The organism is Delftia sp. SD018, from assembly GCF_017355445.1.
GTDB lineage: Bacteria > Pseudomonadota > Gammaproteobacteria > Burkholderiales > Burkholderiaceae_C > Comamonas > Comamonas acidovorans.
In genome coordinates this window covers 338,179-354,806 of record NZ_JADDRN010000002.1, presented here as the reverse complement: position 1 = coordinate 354,806, position 16,628 = coordinate 338,179, and the positions used below count along the sequence as shown (strand labels likewise).

The window sequence follows — 16,628 nt, the reverse complement described above, 5'->3', positions numbered from 1 at the left end:
CGAAAGTGCAGACCGCCCCGTCCATTGCACCAGGGCCTTGCATAGCATCTTCCTCAACGTGAGAGCCGGCTTCAGCCGGCCGGCGTCCATACCGGAGGGAGACCATGGCAACAACTGCAAGAATTTCCGGCCCCGTGGGGCGGGCGGCAATGAACCATCCCAAAGACGTGCTCACTGTCCAGCAATTGCTCAACGGACATATGCAGCGCGATCCCTGCCGCAAACTGCTGCGTGAGGACGGCAGATGGTCCAGGGCGCTGGAGCGCTCAATCGCCACCTTTCAGCAACTGTCCGGCTCACCCGTCATGACCCAGGGCCGGATTGCACCAGCGACCCGCATGTTCGAACTGCTGGCCCAGCCGCCAGCAATCTTTGGCTACGAACGGCGCATGGCGCAATTCATGGGGCCGGAGCCGGTAATTCAGGGGCCTACGATCGAGGTTTTCATCTTTGATGGGAGGTTTATCAGTTCAGGATCCCAATGGGGGCATGCTGCAATTGATATCGATGGAAAGATATACAGTCGTGCGCCGACAAAATATGCAGTTTTGGATCGAGAAGAGTATATTTATGAAAATATACATAGAGTTAAAAGAGATATCATCGGCCTAGTGATACGCCTGTCCAATGAAGAGAAATCAATCATCAAGAAAGAGCTTGACAAAAGAGTAAAGGAGAATAAACCCTACAGCATCACAGCCAACAGCTGCTCCACCAATGTTGCTGAGATTCTTGAGATGATAGGCATTCTCTCCCACGATCCTCGGTTCAAGAACAATCCTTCATCCGGCCATCTAACCTCTCCCAAGGAACTACTGCTTGCAGTTTCCAAATCTGGGCGTGTAATTAGAAAAGTGAACTATTCAAAGGCAAATTGATGAAAAAAATTACTCGATTCATGGGCCCTATTTTCGCCGCCACACTGGTTGCTTGCAGCTATGAACCAACAGGTCGATGGGAGGCTACAGACACGGTAAATATTTATTCAAACAACGATCACCCACTCGTAATCGCCTTTGTTGTGGAAAAAGGAGAAATATGTGCTATCAGTGAAGACATCATCATAAGAAAGGATCTTGGCTATGCACAGGTCTCCTGCGAAAAGGGCCGTGGATGGGATAAATCCGGCCGGTTCAAGAAGATCAGCGACTGAATCTCATGGCCTGCATTATTTTCCATATGACTTATGTCCAGTAGGGTTTCAGTGGCGTGAAGACACCCTAATGAAAACTCCTCGCTTTTCGATCATTTTTGGTTGGTGTGCCGTAATATTCGCCTGGACTTGCTGGGTTCTGGCCTACATACAATATAGCTGGTGGTGGCTGGTAGTTTCGTTGATTCCATATCTGATCTACCAAACATTCCTAAACAAGGATGGACAGGCCGGTGGCGAATAGGGGGACTGCCGCTGGTTTACGGAACAATATCCCATGACAGGAATTCTCTGGGTCATCAAAAGTCTCAGTGAATCACGGTCTGTGCACACACCCATGCAGACTACATACATCTAGATTCACAAAGCCTAAAAGTAATTTACCGAAACCCGGGGCGCAATGCCCCGGCAGGCCTGTCACAAGAAAGCCTGAATCAGCGCTGAAACGCCGCCGCAGCAGCCGCCATTCGCCGCAGATACGCCGGGTCTTCCTGCAGGCAATGCACGTAGTTGACCTCGTCCTCCACCAGCTCCTCCATCCGCTGCGCAGCCCCGCAAATGGCCTGCAGCGCATTGGCCACCACCTCCAGATTGCGGCAGCCCTCGGGCCGCTCCAGCCAGGCCAGCGCCAGCTGGCCCAGGGAATACACCTCGCTGCTGCCCTGCAGCGTCAGCCGGCCGATTTCGGTCACGGCATGGCTCAACTGCTGCGGCGTGGGCTGGGTCAGGGTTGTGGAAGCGGTACTCATGGCGCCACCCTTCCCACGGCAGATGCGCGAGAGTGAGGCGCTTGGGTGGCAGAGGGGAATGCAAAAGAAGAAATGCCGTGCATGGTTTCGTACTCCTTCGTGAGAACAAAAACCACCGGCCCGTGTTCTTACGCACAGACAGGTGGACGGGATGTTAAGAACACGAACGAAGCCGTGCGGACGCCCTTGCGGGTAGCCCCATCCCGTCCGTAACCGCAGGAACGCAGGCTTGCGCCCACGCTCCGGAAATCAGACGTGACAAGGCCTCCTTGACGGCGAGGCCGCACCGCTTCGTTTTGGGTGTTCTTACGCACCGGCCCCGGAACAGGGGGTTGCCGCGATGATAGAGGCTTTCAAGATGGCAAGCGCCCCAGCACTCCAGGCCGAGCGCAGCGAAGGCCCGCACCCACTCCCCGTATGTCCGCGCCTGCGCCGTGGTGGTTGCGGGGTTGCAGTCCTGCCGCAGGACAGGACTGCTTCGTCATCTGACTCGCCGTGATTGTTTGAACGTAGCTCGAAGAGCGAAGTGAGTTTCACGGCGAACCCCGCAACCGCCACGGCGCAGGTGGCCCCGCAGCGCAGCGAAGGGGTCGCGGACATCCGGGTCGCCTTCTTTGATCTGACCTTTCTTGGCGAATCAAGAAAGGGCAGTCGGCTGCCGGGCCGAGACCCGGCCTCGAAAAACAACCACCCGGCAGGGGCAAAAGATTGCACCTAAGCCAAAAGCAATCGAGGCACAAACAAGGTGGGCGGGAGTTAAGAACATGTGCAAGGCATGCGGACGCCCTCACGGGTAGCCCCATCCCGCCCCAAACCCAAAGACAGCCGGGTCCCCAAAAACCCCAGCCATCAAACCCCGGTCACGGATAGTAGCTCCCGCATCACTTCAGCAAATCACTTCAGAAAAACAGCACCCTCACCCAAGGCGCCACCACCACATTCAACGCCCCCGCAATCATCATCACCAACGAAGCAACCACCGCCTGCACATCCCCAAACTGCCGCGCCTTCGCCACCCCGCTGCCATGCGCGGCACCACCCAGAATGGCGCCCGCAGCCAGCTTGCTGCGCACGTGCGGCAGCAGCCGCAGGATGGTCTCGCCCATGAGCATGCCGCTGACGCCCGTGAGCAGCACGAACAGCGCGGCCAGGTCGGTGGGCCCGCCCAGCACGCGCTCGGCCTCGATGGCGAAGGGGGTGGTCACCGAGCGCACGGCCAGGCCCTTTTGCAGGTCCACGGGCAGTCCGAAGGCCTGTGCGAACCAGATGGTGGTGGCAATGGACACGCCACTGGCCACGAGCACGCCGGTGGCGATCGACATCCAGTGCTTGCGCAGCAGGTGGCGGTTTTCGTGCAGGGGCAGCGCAAAGGCCACCGTGGTGGGGCCCAGCAGCCAGACCAGCCAGTGCGTCTGGGCGATGTACTGCGGGTAGCGCACATGGGTCAGCAGCGCCAGCGCGATCAGCACCATGGGCGTGGCGACGATGGGCATGAGCAGCGGATGCGGATGGCGGCGGTACACGCGCTTGTTGGCCGCATAGCAGGCCAGCGTGGCCAGCAGCGACAGCAGGCCTATGGCCTGGTCGGACATGGCGTTCATTCCTGCTCCCTGTGCAGCCCGGCGCGTGTGGAGCGGCGCCGGGCCAGCCACAGCTCCAGCCGGTAGACGCGGTCCACGGCCAGCGCCGTGGCGGCCATCACGCAGGCCGTGCTGGCCACGATGACGCCCAGGATGCGCAGGCCCTGGTGCTGGATCAGCTCGGTGTATTCGGTGACGACCAGCATGGCGGGCACGAAGAAAAGCAGCATCTCGGCCAGCAGCCAGTTGGTGCCGCCCTGCAGCCAGCGCGCCTTGACCAGCCCGCTGAACAGGCCCGTGGCCAGCAGGGCGAAGCCGATCAGCCCGGCCGGCATGCCCCAGCCGAAATGGGCGCGCACGGCCTCCATGGCCACCCACAGCGCACTGAGCAGCCCCACCTGCAGCACGCCACGCAGCAGCGGCCAGCAGCGGTGCAGCAGGCCCTGAAACACCTGCGGCCGCAGGACGGGCATGGCGGAAATCTTTGACATGGGGCAATCCTAGGGTTTGCACTCAGATTCGTAAAATGAATAATCTCCATTTTTCCCATGCATAAAAGGAATCCTCATGGACCTGCGCGCGCTGCGCTACTTTGTCGAGGTGGTGCGCTGCAACAGCTTCACGCGTGCGGCCGAGGCGCTGCATGTGACCCAGCCCACCATCAGCAAGATGGTGCGGGCGCTGGAGGAGGAGCTGGGCGGCCCGCTGCTGCTGCGCGAGGGGCGCGGTGTGCAACTGACCGACGCAGGCCAGGTGGTCCATGCGCGCGGCCTGCAGGTGCTGGAGCAGTCACGCCAGCTGCTGCAGGAGGTGGCCGAGGTGGACGGCATTGCGCGCGGCAGCCTGAGCGTGGGCATCATGCCCACGGCCGGGCACTACATGGCGCCCGTGATCGCGCGCTTTCAGCAACTGCATCCGGGTGTGGAACTGCATGTGCAGGAGCAGGGCGCACGCGCCCAGCGCCAGCTGCTGCTGGACGGCAAGCTGGACATGGCGCTGGGCCTGCACGGCGCGGGCGAGGCGGGTGGTGACTTGGCCGGAGAGGGCCTGGAGTACTGCACCATCGCCCACCAGAAGACACGCGTGGCCTTTGCCGCGCACGAGGTGCCCGACCCGGACGCACCCGTGCACTGGAGCGAGCTGGCCCGGCGGCCCTTTGTGTTCTACACCTCGGACTTCGCCCTGCACCAGGCCGTGCTGGAGCATTGCGCGGCGGCAGGCTTCAGCCCACAGGTGCGGCTGCAGACGCGCTACTGGGACTTCATCGGCGACCTGGTGGCAGAAGGCGTGGGCGTGGCCGTGATGTTCGAGCATGTGATCGCGCGGTTCGACCCGCGGCGCGTGTCCAGCCGCCCGCTGGTGGGGCCTGAACTGCACTGGGACGTGGTGCAGCTGTGGCGCAGCGGCTATCTGTCACGCGCGGCGAGGGCCTGGCTGGAGTGCGTGCGTGCGGTCTATCCCGACGACAATCGCTGAGTCCATGCAACCCAGAAAACGCCCTCCTTCGCGCTCCTTTGCGGGCCCATCCCGGCGCCCGCAGACCGCCTTCGCCGACCGGCCCGACACCGGCCCCTCACGCCTGCTGTGCTTCAACAAGCCCTACGGCGTACTCAGCCAGTTCACGCCCGAGGGCCGCTGGCGTGGCCTCAAGGAATACATCGACGTGCCGGGCGTGCATGCGGCAGGCCGGCTCGACGCCGACAGCGAAGGACTGCTGCTGCTGACCAATGACGGCCCGCTGCAGGCGCGCATCGCCGATCCGCGCTTCAAGATGGAGAAGACCTACTGGGTACAGGTCGAGGGCCTGCCCGACGAGGCCGCGCTGCAGGCCCTGCGCCAGGGCGTGCAGCTCAACGACGGCATGACGCTGCCCGCGCAGGCGCGCCGGCTGGAGCCGCCGCCCGTGCTGTGGCAGCGCGACCCGCCCATCCGCGTGCGCCAGAACATTCCCGATTGCTGGATCGAACTGGTCATCCGCGAAGGCCGCAACCGCCAGGTTCGCCGCATGACGGCGGCCATTGGCCACCCCACGCTGCGGCTGGTGCGCGCGGCCATCGGGCCCTACACGCTGGACGGCCTGGAGCCCGGCCAGTGGAAGGACGTGGAGCCCGCCTAAGGCTCCGGATTGTCGGGAAGTGCCACAGCCTGCCAGCGCTGCAGGCCGAGCCACGGATGAAAGCGCCGCGCCTCGCCCACTTCCACCCGCTCCACACTGCCGGCCAGCAGCGGCCACAGGCGCTGCAATTGCGCCGAGCGCTGCTGCGTGCAGCGCCGCGCGCGGGCTAGCAGCTCGCTGCCCTGGCCCAGCAGGCGCGACAGCTCGCGCAGGCGTGGCGGCGGCAGGCATTGGGCGCTGGCCAGCATCAGCCAGGACGGTGCCTGGCCCGCCTGGGCGGGGCCGCTGGCGGCGAACTGCTCCAGCAAAGCGACATGGGCGCTGAGCAGGGGCGCGGGTGGCTTCTCGGCCAGCATGATCTCCAGCAGCCTGCCCTCGATGCGCCAGCGGGCGGGCACCACGGCATGCTCTACCGAGTTGCCGAAGCGCGTGGACTGGCGATGGCGGACGGCACGGCTGCCCTGCTCCAGCAAGGGCTGCAGCAGTTCGGCCAGGGCCTGCTCGCGCTGCGCCGTGGGCGCTTCGGCCAGCGTGATGCGCAGCGGCACGGCCTCGTAGCCGCGCAGCTGGTCGCGCCAGGCCATCCAGCCCGCCGTGTCGGGGCCGCCCAGCAGCAGGGCGAGGAAGGCGCCCAGGCCGGCCAGAGCCGATCCGGTCCACCAGGACACCTGCACAGGCTGCCGCCCGGCGATCAGCCAGCCCGTCAACCAGACCAGCGCCCCGGCGCAGGTGGCCGCCAGCAGGCCCATGCCGAAGGCGAGGAAGGGCGCGCCATCGAGCCGGTCGGGCAGCAGCACCAGCATGGCCACGCAGGCCGCGCCGGCGCACAGCGCAACGGCCCACCAGCCCGCCACGGGCAGGGTGCGCGCGGTGCGCTCTGTGTGGCCTATGCGCCCCGCCACCGCAAGCAGCATGAGGGCCACCACCGCGCCAGCGGTCAGCGCAATGAACAAGGGCGCAAACACCCACAGCGCCAGCAGCCCGAGGACCGCCGATACCGCAAGCGACAGCGCCAGCATGCTCAGGCCTTCTTGAGGAACTCCGACTTGAGCAGCATGGAGCCCAGTTCGGTCTTGCAGTCCACGTTGTGGCCGTCGGCGCCATCGACCAGGCGGATGCCCTTGATCTTGCTGCCCTTCTTGAGCACGGTGGACGAGCCCTTGACCTTGAGGTCCTTGACCAGGATCACGGCATCGCCGTCGGCCAGCGCATTGCCGTTGGCGTCGCGCACGATGCCGTCGCCAGCGGCGGCTTCGCCGGACTCTTCTTCGGCCTGCATGGGCCATTCGAAGGCGCAGTCGGGGCAGATGTAGCTGGTGGCGTCGGGATAGGTGTTTTCAAGGCCGCACTGGGGGCAGGCGGGAGTGGTCTGGGGCATGGGATGGACAGATTCGGTGAAGACAAAGAGGCGCGGCGGGCGCGCCGTACCTGGCGATTGTCGCCCCTGCCCCCGCAGGCATGCCCCGGCAAACCCGAGCGGCCTGCTACGCTGCGCGCCATTCTTTGCTTTTTCCCCATGGATACGCTGACCCCCTTGCGCGCCTTCCGGCGCATCGTAGAACTGGGCTCCATCGCCAAGGCGGCCGACGCGCTGGACCTGTCCTCGGCCGCGCTGAGCAAGCAGCTGCGCGCGCTCGAAGCCCATCTGGGCGCCGTGCTGCTGCAGCGCACCACGCGCCGCATGAGCCTGACCGACACGGGCCAGGCCTACTACGCAGAGTGCTGCAGGCTGCTCGATGAATTCGATGCGCTGGAGCAGTCGGTGCGCGCGCAGGCGCAGCAGGTGGCCGGCCGGCTGCGCGTGAATGCGCCGCTGTCGTTTGCGCTGAGCACGCTGTCGCCGCTGCTGGCGCGCTTCATGCAGCGCCATCCGCAGCTGCAGATCGACCTGTCCATGGAAGACCGGCTGGTGGATGCGGTGGGCCAGGGCTTCGATGTGTCCATCCGCCTGAGCGCGGAGCTGGCGGACTCCTCGCTGATCGCGCGGCGCCTGGCCTCGCTGTCGCAGATGCTGTGCGCGGCCCCTTCCTATCTGCAGGCGCATGGCCGCCCGGCCAGTGCCGCCGCGCTGCGCGGCCATGCGCTGCTGAACTACAGCCTGGCGCATGCGCCCCGCGAAGCGGGCGAGAGTCCCCAGGCGCCGTCCGAGGCGCGTGCCAACGTCAACAACAGCCTGATGCTGCGCGACCTGCTGGTGGCGGGCCTGGGCATTGGCGCCCTGCCCTCGTTCCTGGCGCGGCCGGCGATTGCGGCAGGCCAACTGGTCGCACTGGACCTTGCGGACCAGGCCGCGCAGGCCCGCCATGTCTACGCGGTCTATCCCACGCAGCGCCACCTGCTGCCCAAGGTGCGCGCCTTCGTGGACTTTCTGGCCGAGGAGCTGCCTGCCGCCATGGGCGAGGATTGTTGACGCCGCGTTAAGAGTTCCTCAAGCGCACGCCCCTTTTTCGCGCCGGGCCTGCGACCTACGCTTGCCGTCCATCACAGCCATGAAGGACACAAGCATGACGCAATGCAATGATTTTTCCTGCGCCCTGCCCGCGCAGGATGCGGCGGCCCCCTCGCCGCAGCAGGCCCTGCAGGCGGCGCCTGCTGCGGCGCCCGCCGTCGCCCCCGCCATCGACTTCTTCCATGACGTGGTCTGCGGCTGGTGCTACGTGATGTCGCCACGCCTGCGCCAGGTGGCGCGCGAGCTGGGCCTGCGCGTGCGCCACCGCAGCTTCGTGCTGCAGGCCTCGCGCGCCGAGATGGTGGCGGCCTTCGGCTCCATGGAGCGCGCCAAGCAGGTCATCCTGGAGCACTGGCAGGCCTGCGCGGAGCATGACGACGAGGACCGCATCGACATCGAGGGCATGCGCCGCGAGGCCTTCGAATACCCCAGCGGCATGGCCGGCGCACTGGCCTGCCAGGCGGCCCAGATCCTGGGCGGCGATGACGCGCACTGGGATCTGTTCGACGCCATCCAGCATGCCCACATGAGCGAGCACCGCAACATCGGCGACGCCGAAGTGCTGCTGGACATCGCCACGCGCACGGGCTTCGAGCGCAATGCCTTCGCGGGCTGCATGGAAGGCGCCCAGGCGCTGGAGCAGGTGCGCCAGGACCGCGCGCTGGCGCAGCGCATGGGCCTGCGCTCCATTCCCACGCTGATCGCGCCGCGCCTGCCGCCGCTGCAGACCCAGTCGCTGGCTGCGCTGCGCGAACGGCTGCACTTCCTGGCGGCCTAAGCGCCCCCGTCTTTGCTTTTTTCATCGGCGTTTTTCCGCCTTCCCTCGCGCGCGGCATGCGCGCCCTTTTTCAGCAGACCAAGGACTCTTGCATGACTCTCCAACGCTTCGCTCGCCGCATGGCGCTGCCCTCTCTCGTGATCGCCCTGGCCGCCGCCTTCGCGGGCACCGCGGCCCAGGCCCATGGCGGCCACGAGCCCCCGGCCGGCGCACGCCAGGACGTGGGCACCAGCCCCTGGGGGCCGGCCGACGAGATCGGCCGCCTGAACCTGATCACGCCGGCCTCGCGCGCGGCCATCCTGCAGCGCATCACGGGCGGGCAGGTCTATGACCTGGCCACCGAGTACTACGTAGGCATGCCCAGCTGGCAGGACGCGGGCGATCCGCACTACCAGTTCTGGATGACGCACACGCCGCGCGGCACCGTGGTGGACGACCCGATGAACGTGGGCAAGGACATGAACGCCACGCGCAGCTACACGGGCACGGCGTTTTCCATGTACAGCCACACGGGCACGCACATCGATGCGCTCAACCACTTCGGCATCCGCGGCAGGATCTGGAACGGCTTCAGCGCAGACCAGCACCTGGGCGACCGGGGCTGGCAGCGCACGGGCATAGAGAAATTCCCGCCGCTGGTGGCGCGCGGCGTGCTGATCGACGTGGCGGCCGCCAAGGGCCTGGAGATGCTGCCCGACCAGTACCGCATCACGCGCCAGGACCTCAAGGATGCGCTGGCACGCCAGAAGGTGACGCTGCAGGAGGGCGACATCGTGCTGGTGCGCACGGGCCGCATGAAGCTGTACGGCCAGCCCCAGGCCTACATGGCCAAGCCGCCGGGCCTGGGCCTGGATGCCGCACGCTTTCTGGTGGAGGAAGGCGGCGCCATGATCGTGGGCGCCGACAACCTGAGCCTGGAGACGTTCCCGTCCGAGGTGGACGACGACTACGTACCGCTGCACAGCTACCTGCTGGCGCAAAAGGGCGTGCCCATCATGGAGCTGGTGGCGCTGGACGATCTGTCGCGCGACAAGGTCTACGAGTTCGCCTTCATCGGCGGCCCGCTCAAGATCCGCGGCGGCGACGCCGCGCCGCTGCGGCCCATCGCCATTCCGGTGCGCTGAGCGGGGCAAGACGAGATTTCTTGAGCTTGACCTCGAAACTCCCGCGCCCCCAAGGCGAGGGACACCGAGCAAGGGCCGCCCCGCAGCAAGGGTGTCGTCCCCCTCCGAAGAGAGGGGGAAGGCGCGAAGCGACTCAGGGGGTGATCACAGACTCGTGCCCATTTTGCTGAGGAAGCGCTCGCAGGCGTCGAGCTGGGCCAGCTCGACGAACTCGTCGGGCTTGTGCGCCTGCTCGATGGAGCCGGGGCCACAGACCACGGTGGGAATGCCGGCGTTGTGGAACAGGCCGGCCTCGGTGCCGTAGGCCACCTTGCGCTTTTCCTGGTCGGCGGTCAGCGCGCGCACCAGCTGGGTGATGGCGGCTTCTTCCGAGGCTTCCAGCGCGGGCGCGCTGGCGCCGGTCTCGATCTCGATGCGCGCGTCGGCGAATTCGGCGCGCATGCGCGGCAGCAGTTCGTCGCGCACATAGGACTCGACCTGGGCCTGGATGCCATCCACCGACATGCCGGGCAGGTTGCGGAATTCATAGGCGAATTCGCACAGCTCGGGGATGGTGTTGACCGCGATGCCACCCTGGATCTGGTTGGTGGTCATGGTGGTGAAGGGCACGTCGAAGAATTCGTCGTAGGGGCCGTGCGCCTTGAAGTGGTCGGCGATGTCCCGGATGCGACAGATCAGCCGCGCCGCGTACTCGATGGCATTGCTGCCGCGCGGCGTGAGCGACGAATGCGCGGCCTTGCCGTGCACGCGGCAGCGGTAGAGGTTGATGCCCTTGTGCGCCACCACGACCTGCATGCTGGTGGGCTCGCCGACCACGCAGCCGTCGAAGCGCGCGCCCTCGGCCTTGAGCTGGTTGATCATCACGGGCGCGCCAGCGCAGCCGATTTCCTCGTCGTACGAGAAGGCCAGGTGCACGGGCCTGGCGCGCTGCGTGGCCAGGAATTCGGGCACCAGCGCCAGCGAGGCGGCGATGAAGCCTTTCATGTCGCAGCTGCCGCGACCATACAGGCGCCCGCCCTTTTCGGTGAGCGCAAAGGGGTTGGTGCTCCACTGCTGGCCATCGACGGGGACCACGTCGGTATGGCCGGACAGCACGATGCCACCCTGCGTTTCGCCGTTGTGGGCCGGCAAAGTGGCGAAGAGATTGGCCTTGGCGCCGTCCGGAGAGTGGAACAATCGGGCACTCACGCCCAGCGTGGCCAACTCATCGCGTACACACTCGATCAGCGCCAGGTTGGAGTTGCGGCTGGTGGTGTCGAATGCGACCAGTGTTTCCAGCCAGTCGCGGGTGTTTTTCCAGGTAGTCATGTGGTTCCATCTGCGCCATGGCCTGCGCCGCCCTTCGTGGACGACGCAGGCCATGGCATAGGCATTGCATATGGCGAAGCAGTGTACGCCCGGGTTGCGGCCCGGGCAGGCACGCCGACCCATGCCCCGGGCGTGACTGCCGTCTTTTCAATCCCTTTTCGGAAATGGACCCTGCTTTGACCAAGCAAACCGTCTCGACCCGCAACATCGTGGCTGCCGTCATCGGCAACGCGCTGGAGTGGTATGACTTCCTGGTGTTCGCCTTCATGACACCCATCGTCGCCAAGCTGTTCTTTCCCAGCAATCCCGACAATCCGGACGACAACATCAACCGCATCCTGATGACCACGGCCGTGTTCGGCGTGGGATTTTTCATGCGGCCCGTGGGCGGCATCCTGCTGGGCCTGTACGGGGACCGCAAGGGCCGCAAGGCGGCCATGGTGATGGTGACGGGCCTGATGGCCGTGGCGATCGCGCTGATCACGCTGGCGCCCACGTATGCGGCGGTGGGCATCCTGGCGCCGCTGTTCATCGTGCTGGCGCGGCTGCTGCAGGGCTTTGCGGCCGGCGGCGAGTTCGGCACGTCCACGGCACTGCTGATCGAGCTGGCACCGCCCGGCAAGCGCGGCTTCTATGGCTCCTGGCAGATGGCCGGCCAGATGCTGGCCCTGCTGATCGGCGCGGCCACGGGCACGCTGATCACCGAGATCTTCACCGAGGAGGAACTGATGGCCTGGGCCTGGCGCGTGCCCTTCGCCGTGGGCCTGCTGATCGTTCCCGTGGCGCTGTACATCCGCCGCCATGTGGAGGAGCCCGAGGTCTTCAAGGAAATGCAGGCCGCGCAGGCCAGCGGCAAGGCGCGCCAGATCGGCATCATGGAGATGCTGCGCACGCATGCGCGCGAGACGCTGGTGGGCATGGGCCTGGTGGTCACGGCCACGGTGTCCATCTACATCACCTTCACCTATCTGGTGACCTATGCCACGGTGACGCTGAAGCTGCCCATGCGCGATGCCTTCATGGTGCAGATGGCCGGCGCCGCGCTGATGGTGGTGATCATGCCGTTCTTCGGCGCCCTGTCGGACCGCGTGGGCCGCCGCATGCTGACCATCGGCTCGCTGATCGGCTACCTGGTGGTGCTCTACCCGCTGTATGCCTGGCTGACGGACGGCCCCACGGTGCAGAAGCTGCTGATCACCCAGCTGGTGGTCTGCGTGTTCGTGGCCGTGTTCTTCGGCGTGTTCAGCACGGTGATGGCCGAGCTGTTCCCGCCCCAGGTGCGTTCGGCCGGCATGTCCATGGCCTACAACGTGGCGGTGATGATCTTCGGCGGCTTCGCGCAGTTCATCGTGACCTGGCTGATCCGCTCCACGGGCTCGCCCATGGCGCCGGCCTTCTATGTGATGTTCGGCGTGACGCTGGGCCTGTTCGCGGCCTTCTTCATCAAGGACCGCGCGATGGAGCGCAACCTGCGCTGATCCCGGCGCGGTGCGCAAGGCACCGCGCCCGCGCATGCCGCGCATGCCCCGCATGCCCCGCCACGGGGCCTGCGCCCCGCACGCGCACCCGCCTGCGCACCATGCGCGGGCATGACGGCCACCCGCCCTGCACCACGGCGGGGAGGCCCGCCCGCATCGGCGGATTTCATGCAGAAAAAGTCAGGGCTGATGCTCTCTGGAGTGCCGCAAATCTGCAGGGATTACCCTCTGCTGGCACGCGTTTCGCTTGTCTACATTCTTGCATGCAAGTTGTAAATCCACTTGCATACAAGATTCCACAACTTGCGAAAGACGACTATGCGCCGCTTTGCCAGATCACTGTTCGGACAGGTGGTGATCGCACTCATCCTGGGTGTGCTCGCCGGAATATTGGCCCCTGAATGGGCCGTGAAGCTCAAGCCCCTGGGCGATGGTTTCATCAAGCTCATCAAGATGATCATTCCCGTGCTGGTGTTCTGCGTGGTGGTGCACGGCATCGCGGGCGCAGGCGACCTCAAGCGCGTGGGCCGGGTCGGCGTCAAGTCGCTGATCTACTTCGAGGTGCTGACCACCATCGCCCTGGTGCTGGGCCTGGTGCTGGCCTTCGTGTTCCAGCCCGGCGCGGGCATGAACGTGGACCCGAGCAAGCTCGACGCCTCGGCCATGAGCGCCTACGCCAGCAACGCCGACAAGCTGACCAGCGGCGGCACGGTGGACTTCCTGATGAAGCTCATCCCCACCACCGTGGTGCAGGCCTTTGCCACGGGCGACGTGCTGCAGGTGCTGCTGTTCGCCGTGCTGTTCGGCTGCGCGCTGACCATGCTGGGCGAGCGCGGCGCGCCCGTGCATGCGCTGATCGACACGCTGTCGAACGTGCTGTTCAAGATCATGGGCATCCTCATCAAGCTGGCCCCGCTGGGCGTGCTGGGTGCGATCTCGTTCACCGTGGGCCAGTACGGCATAGGCTCGCTCAAGCAGCTGGGCATGCTGGTGCTTCTGTTCTACGTGGCGGTGATCTTCTTCGTCTTCGTGGTGCTGGGGCTGGTGATGCGCTTTTCGGGCTTCAGCCTGATCAAGCTGCTGCGCTACCTGCGCGAGGAGCTGATGGTGGTCTTCGCCACCACCTCCTCGGACAGCGTGCTGCCCCAGATCATGGCCAAGCTGCGCAACATGGGCGTGCGCGACTCCACCGTGGGCCTGGTGATTCCCACGGGCTACTCGTTCAACCTGGACGCCTTCTCCATCTACATCACGCTGGCGGCCGTGTTCATCGCCCAGGCCACGAACACGCCCATCGGCATGGCCGACCTGCTGACCATCCTGGCGATTGCGCTGGTGACCTCCAAGGGCGCCCACGGCGTGCCGGGCTCGGCCATCGTGGTGCTGGCGGCCACGCTGCATGCGATTCCGGCCATCCCCGCCATCGGCCTGGTGCTGGTGCTGTCGGTGGACTGGTTCATGGGCATTGCCCGCGCGCTGGGCAACCTGATCGGCAACTGCGTGGCCACCGTGGCCATCGCGGCCTGGGAAGGTGACATCGACCGCGAGCGCGCCCATGCCGTGCTCAACGGCCTGGCCGACAATCAGGGGCCCGACGCCGAGCCCTCCGGCGCCGCCGCCGTCCCCGCAACCGTGACCCCTGCCCACCCTGCAACGCAATGACACCTGTAAGCCCCCAGCACATCGCCGAGCGCGTCGTCGAAGCCATCCTGGCCCAGAAACTGGCGCCCGGCGAACGGCTGGGGGAGCAGGAGCTGGCCGATAACTTCGCGGTCAGCCGCACCATGGTGCGCGAGGCGCTGATGCAACTGCAGGCGCGCGGCTTCGTGCAGGTGCAGCCCCGGCGCGGCTGGTACGTGGTCCAGCCCTCGGCCGAGGAGGCGCAGGACGCCTTCGCGGCGCGCCGCATCATCGAGACCGGCATCCTGGGCGAGGCCGGCCGCCCGATGCAAAGCGTGATCGGCCAGCTGCGCCGCCACATCGCCCAGGAGCAGGAAGCCATTGCCGGCGCCGACGCGGCCACGCGCGCCTTCCTGCTGGCCGACTTCCACGTCTGCCTGGCCGAGCAGATGGGCCACCGCCTGCTGGCGCTCACCCTGCGCGACCTCACGGCCCGCACCACGCTGGCGGCCACATTGTTCCAGTCCACGCACAGCGCCAGCCAGTCCTGCGCCGAGCACGAGCGCATCGTCGAGGCGCTGGAGCGCGGCGACACCGAGGGCGCCAAGGCCCTGCTGCTGGAGCACATCGGCACGGTGGAACGCTCGCTGGAGATCCGCCCGAGCGAGGCGCCCGACGCCAGCGACCGCCTGCGCGCCACGCTGGCGCCCCTGTTCGGGGGATAACCCTGTGTCGGAGGGTCGGCAAATTTCCACCGACCGTCGCTAAAACGCCAATCTGGGTCCTACGGGACGCACTGTCATGGTGCCGACACGGCTGACTGCATACGCTGCTGAGTTGGCGCATTGCGCGCCGTTCATCAACCCACCACTGCTTCGGATATGACCCAACGTCCTATGTCCTTTTCCCGCACTCCCCTGCTCGCGTCCCTGTGCGCGGCTGCAGTCCTCACGGCCTGCGGCGGTGACGGCGGCTCGTTCTACCTCACGCTCGACGGAAAGCAGCCCCAGGTGATCGCCCACCGCGGCTTCTCGGGCAAGTTCCCGGAGCAGACGCGCATGGCCTACGAGGCCGCCGCCGATGCAGGCGCGGACATGCTCGAACTCGACATGCACATGACGAAGGACTGCCAGCTGGTCGCCCGCCACAACGCCTGGCTCAGCGACAGCACCAACGTGGCCGACGTGGCCAAGACCAATGCCGAAGTGGCACGCCGCCAGCGCACTGCGGCCGGCGTGCTGGTCAACGTGAAGTACCCCGCCGTGCCTGCCAACGGCCCCTCGCAATACCTGAGCGACCAGCTCGATGCCAACGATCCCAAGTCCGTGCTCAAGGCCCTGGTGGTCGATGGCGAGGACCACCGCAACGACTGGTCCATCAGCGACTTCACGCTGCAGGAGCTGCGCACCTGGCTGACCGGCACCATCCTGGACAACCGCAGCGAGCGCCCCACCGAGTGGAACGGCAAGCTGCCCCTGATCAGCGCCCAGGACGTGCTGGACATCGCCGCCGCCAAGGGCAAGGCCCTGGGCCGCACCATCCCCGTCTACGCCGAGACCAAGAACCCCTACTGGAACAACCAGCAGGCGATCGCCAACGGCTGCGGCGCGCCCGGCTCGCGCCCGTTTGAAGACGCGGTGATCAAGCTGCTGGACCAGAACAAGCTCAACGCCAAGGACTCGGCCATCTACATCCAGAGCTTCGACCCGGCCAGCCTCAAGTACCTGCGCCAGGCCGGCATGAAGGCCAAGGGCGTGCAGCTGATCGACGGCAACGACTTCAGCCTGCGCGACGGCTCCATGGTCTACATCACCAACGATGAGTGGACCTTCATCAGCGGCCGCCCCTACAGCTGGACCCTGGCCGGCGACGCCCGCACCTTCGCCGCCATGCTCACGCCCGCAGGCCTGGCCGACATCAAGACCTATGCAGACGGCATCGGCCCCTGGAAGCCCCAGGTCCTGGCCCACTCCGTCGTGCCCTACAAGGACGGCGCCGGCCTCAAGGACGTGAACACCGTCAAGGACACGGGCCTGATCCGCGACGCCCACAAGGCCGGCCTGATCGTGCACAGCTTCACCTTCCGCAACGAGCCAGGCCGCCTGGCCGGCCTGTACAAGGGCGACCCCGTGCAGGAATACCTGACCTACTACCGCCTGGGCATCGACGGCGTGTTCACCGACTTCACGGACACGGCCGTGGCGGCGCGCAAGGCGTACAACAAGGAAATCGGGCTCTGATCGAGCGCTGAATGCCGCTGCGGCGGCGTCCAT

17 protein-coding genes are annotated in these 16,628 nt (G+C 66.0%); 11 read left to right on the top strand and 6 right to left on the bottom strand.

From position 1 onward, the window contains the following. Window positions 1–104 precede the first annotated feature (104 nt). Both INR38_RS04625 and INR38_RS04620 read left to right on the top strand, forming a co-directional pair. The gene (locus INR38_RS04625) at window positions 105–878 is read left to right on the top strand and encodes a hypothetical protein (RefSeq protein WP_207442893.1); all 774 of its coding nucleotides are present in this window, start codon (window positions 105–107) and stop codon (window positions 876–878) included. Beyond that, the gene (locus tag INR38_RS04620) at window positions 878–1,153 is read left to right on the top strand and encodes a hypothetical protein (RefSeq protein WP_157760026.1); all 276 of its coding nucleotides are present in this window, start codon (window positions 878–880) and stop codon (window positions 1,151–1,153) included. Before INR38_RS04625 ends, INR38_RS04620 begins: the two co-directional genes overlap by 1 nt. A 434-nt stretch (window positions 1,154–1,587) precedes the next feature. Here INR38_RS04620 and INR38_RS04615 read toward each other — a convergent pair whose 3' ends face one another. The 3 genes from INR38_RS04615 to INR38_RS04605 form a co-directional block, all read right to left on the bottom strand. Then, window positions 1,588–1,902, bottom strand: a complete 315-nt coding sequence (locus INR38_RS04615) for a hypothetical protein (protein WP_207442894.1) — start codon at window positions 1,900–1,902, stop codon at window positions 1,588–1,590. A gap of 899 nt (window positions 1,903–2,801) precedes the next feature. Beyond that, on the bottom strand, window positions 2,802–3,494 hold the full coding sequence (locus INR38_RS04610) for an LrgB family protein (protein WP_013800125.1): 693 nt from the start codon (window positions 3,492–3,494) through the stop codon (window positions 2,802–2,804). A gap of 5 nt (window positions 3,495–3,499) precedes the next feature. Beyond that, the gene (locus tag INR38_RS04605; RefSeq protein WP_034368601.1) at window positions 3,500–3,973 is read right to left on the bottom strand and encodes a CidA/LrgA family protein; all 474 of its coding nucleotides are present in this window, start codon (window positions 3,971–3,973) and stop codon (window positions 3,500–3,502) included. A 76-nt stretch (window positions 3,974–4,049) separates the two neighbouring features. Here INR38_RS04605 and INR38_RS04600 point away from each other — a divergent pair, with 76 nt between their 5' ends. Both INR38_RS04600 and INR38_RS04595 read left to right on the top strand, forming a co-directional pair. Continuing rightward, complete coding sequence (locus INR38_RS04600; protein WP_012202182.1) at window positions 4,050–4,958, top strand: LysR substrate-binding domain-containing protein; 909 nt, start codon at window positions 4,050–4,052, stop codon at window positions 4,956–4,958. A 4-nt stretch (window positions 4,959–4,962) separates the two neighbouring features. Next, the gene (locus INR38_RS04595) at window positions 4,963–5,598 is read left to right on the top strand and encodes a pseudouridine synthase (protein ID WP_198819746.1); all 636 of its coding nucleotides are present in this window, start codon (window positions 4,963–4,965) and stop codon (window positions 5,596–5,598) included. On the opposite strand, the gene INR38_RS04590 is transcribed toward INR38_RS04595, so the two are convergent. Together INR38_RS04590 and INR38_RS04585 are read right to left on the bottom strand one after the other, a co-directional pair. Further along, complete coding sequence (locus INR38_RS04590; RefSeq protein ID WP_207442895.1) at window positions 5,595–6,617, bottom strand: hypothetical protein; 1,023 nt, start codon at window positions 6,615–6,617, stop codon at window positions 5,595–5,597. The genes INR38_RS04595 and INR38_RS04590 overlap by 4 nt on opposite strands. Before the next feature lie 2 nt (window positions 6,618–6,619). Further along, window positions 6,620–6,976: a zinc ribbon domain-containing protein YjdM gene (locus tag INR38_RS04585; RefSeq protein ID WP_013800120.1), complete on the bottom strand. Its 357-nt coding sequence runs from the start codon at window positions 6,974–6,976 to the stop codon at window positions 6,620–6,622. Window positions 6,977–7,114: 138 nt separating this feature from the next. Between INR38_RS04585 and INR38_RS04580 the strand changes: the two genes are divergently transcribed. The 3 genes from INR38_RS04580 to INR38_RS04570 all read left to right on the top strand — a co-directional run bounded on the left by INR38_RS04580 (window position 7,115) and on the right by INR38_RS04570 (window position 9,949). Beyond that, complete coding sequence (locus INR38_RS04580; RefSeq protein WP_065345457.1) at window positions 7,115–8,008, top strand: LysR family transcriptional regulator; 894 nt, start codon at window positions 7,115–7,117, stop codon at window positions 8,006–8,008. A 94-nt stretch (window positions 8,009–8,102) separates the two neighbouring features. Next, window positions 8,103–8,825 (top strand): DsbA family protein, encoded by a 723-nt coding sequence (locus tag INR38_RS04575; RefSeq protein WP_013800118.1) that lies wholly within the window; start codon window positions 8,103–8,105, stop codon window positions 8,823–8,825. A gap of 92 nt (window positions 8,826–8,917) precedes the next feature. Beyond that, a complete protein-coding gene (locus INR38_RS04570; RefSeq protein WP_016448695.1) occupies window positions 8,918–9,949 on the top strand; it encodes a cyclase family protein in 1,032 nt (343 codons plus the stop codon). A 144-nt stretch (window positions 9,950–10,093) separates the two neighbouring features. Here the strand turns inward: INR38_RS04570 and argE are convergent, their stop codons facing one another. After that, entirely contained in the window at window positions 10,094–11,257 is a 1,164-nt protein-coding gene (gene argE, locus INR38_RS04565; protein WP_013800116.1) for an acetylornithine deacetylase, read from the bottom strand. Window positions 11,258–11,421: 164 nt separating this feature from the next. Between argE and INR38_RS04560 the strand changes: the two genes are divergently transcribed. The 4 genes from INR38_RS04560 to INR38_RS04545 all read left to right on the top strand — a co-directional run bounded on the left by INR38_RS04560 (window position 11,422) and on the right by INR38_RS04545 (window position 16,595). Next, window positions 11,422–12,735: an MFS transporter gene (locus INR38_RS04560; protein WP_012202177.1), complete on the top strand. Its 1,314-nt coding sequence runs from the start codon at window positions 11,422–11,424 to the stop codon at window positions 12,733–12,735. A gap of 318 nt (window positions 12,736–13,053) precedes the next feature. Continuing rightward, window positions 13,054–14,397, top strand: coding sequence for a C4-dicarboxylate transporter DctA (locus INR38_RS04555; RefSeq protein ID WP_043823239.1), 1,344 nt, complete (start codon window positions 13,054–13,056; stop codon window positions 14,395–14,397). Then, window positions 14,394–15,080 (top strand): GntR family transcriptional regulator, encoded by a 687-nt coding sequence (locus INR38_RS04550; protein WP_207442896.1) that lies wholly within the window; start codon window positions 14,394–14,396, stop codon window positions 15,078–15,080. The genes INR38_RS04555 and INR38_RS04550 overlap by 4 nt, the downstream gene beginning before the upstream one ends. Window positions 15,081–15,251: 171 nt before the next feature. Beyond that, window positions 15,252–16,595, top strand: coding sequence for a glycerophosphodiester phosphodiesterase family protein (locus INR38_RS04545; protein WP_197945191.1), 1,344 nt, complete (start codon window positions 15,252–15,254; stop codon window positions 16,593–16,595). Window positions 16,596–16,628 lie beyond the last annotated feature (33 nt).

Coding starts and splice junctions, on each gene's coding strand:
- INR38_RS04620 (WP_157760026.1), top strand. CDS start 878: ATGAAAAAAATTACTCGATTCATGGGCCCTATTTTCGCCGCCACACTG.
- INR38_RS04625 (WP_207442893.1), top strand. CDS start 105: ATGGCAACAACTGCAAGAATTTCCGGCCCCGTGGGGCGGGCGGCAATG.
- INR38_RS04615 (WP_207442894.1), bottom strand. CDS start 1,902: ATGAGTACCGCTTCCACAACCCTGACCCAGCCCACGCCGCAGCAGTTG.
- argE (WP_013800116.1), bottom strand. CDS start 11,257: ATGACTACCTGGAAAAACACCCGCGACTGGCTGGAAACACTGGTCGCA.
- INR38_RS04575 (WP_013800118.1), top strand. CDS start 8,103: ATGACGCAATGCAATGATTTTTCCTGCGCCCTGCCCGCGCAGGATGCG.
- INR38_RS04595 (WP_198819746.1), top strand. CDS start 4,963: ATGCAACCCAGAAAACGCCCTCCTTCGCGCTCCTTTGCGGGCCCATCC.
- INR38_RS04560 (WP_012202177.1), top strand. CDS start 11,422: ATGGACCCTGCTTTGACCAAGCAAACCGTCTCGACCCGCAACATCGTG.
- INR38_RS04550 (WP_207442896.1), top strand. CDS start 14,394: ATGACACCTGTAAGCCCCCAGCACATCGCCGAGCGCGTCGTCGAAGCC.
- INR38_RS04605 (WP_034368601.1), bottom strand. CDS start 3,973: ATGTCAAAGATTTCCGCCATGCCCGTCCTGCGGCCGCAGGTGTTTCAG.
- INR38_RS04590 (WP_207442895.1), bottom strand. CDS start 6,617: ATGCTGGCGCTGTCGCTTGCGGTATCGGCGGTCCTCGGGCTGCTGGCG.
- INR38_RS04610 (WP_013800125.1), bottom strand. CDS start 3,494: ATGTCCGACCAGGCCATAGGCCTGCTGTCGCTGCTGGCCACGCTGGCC.
- INR38_RS04585 (WP_013800120.1), bottom strand. CDS start 6,976: ATGCCCCAGACCACTCCCGCCTGCCCCCAGTGCGGCCTTGAAAACACC.
- INR38_RS04545 (WP_197945191.1), top strand. CDS start 15,252: ATGTCCTTTTCCCGCACTCCCCTGCTCGCGTCCCTGTGCGCGGCTGCA.
- INR38_RS04580 (WP_065345457.1), top strand. CDS start 7,115: ATGGATACGCTGACCCCCTTGCGCGCCTTCCGGCGCATCGTAGAACTG.
- INR38_RS04570 (WP_016448695.1), top strand. CDS start 8,918: ATGACTCTCCAACGCTTCGCTCGCCGCATGGCGCTGCCCTCTCTCGTG.
- INR38_RS04555 (WP_043823239.1), top strand. CDS start 13,054: ATGCGCCGCTTTGCCAGATCACTGTTCGGACAGGTGGTGATCGCACTC.
- INR38_RS04600 (WP_012202182.1), top strand. CDS start 4,050: ATGGACCTGCGCGCGCTGCGCTACTTTGTCGAGGTGGTGCGCTGCAAC.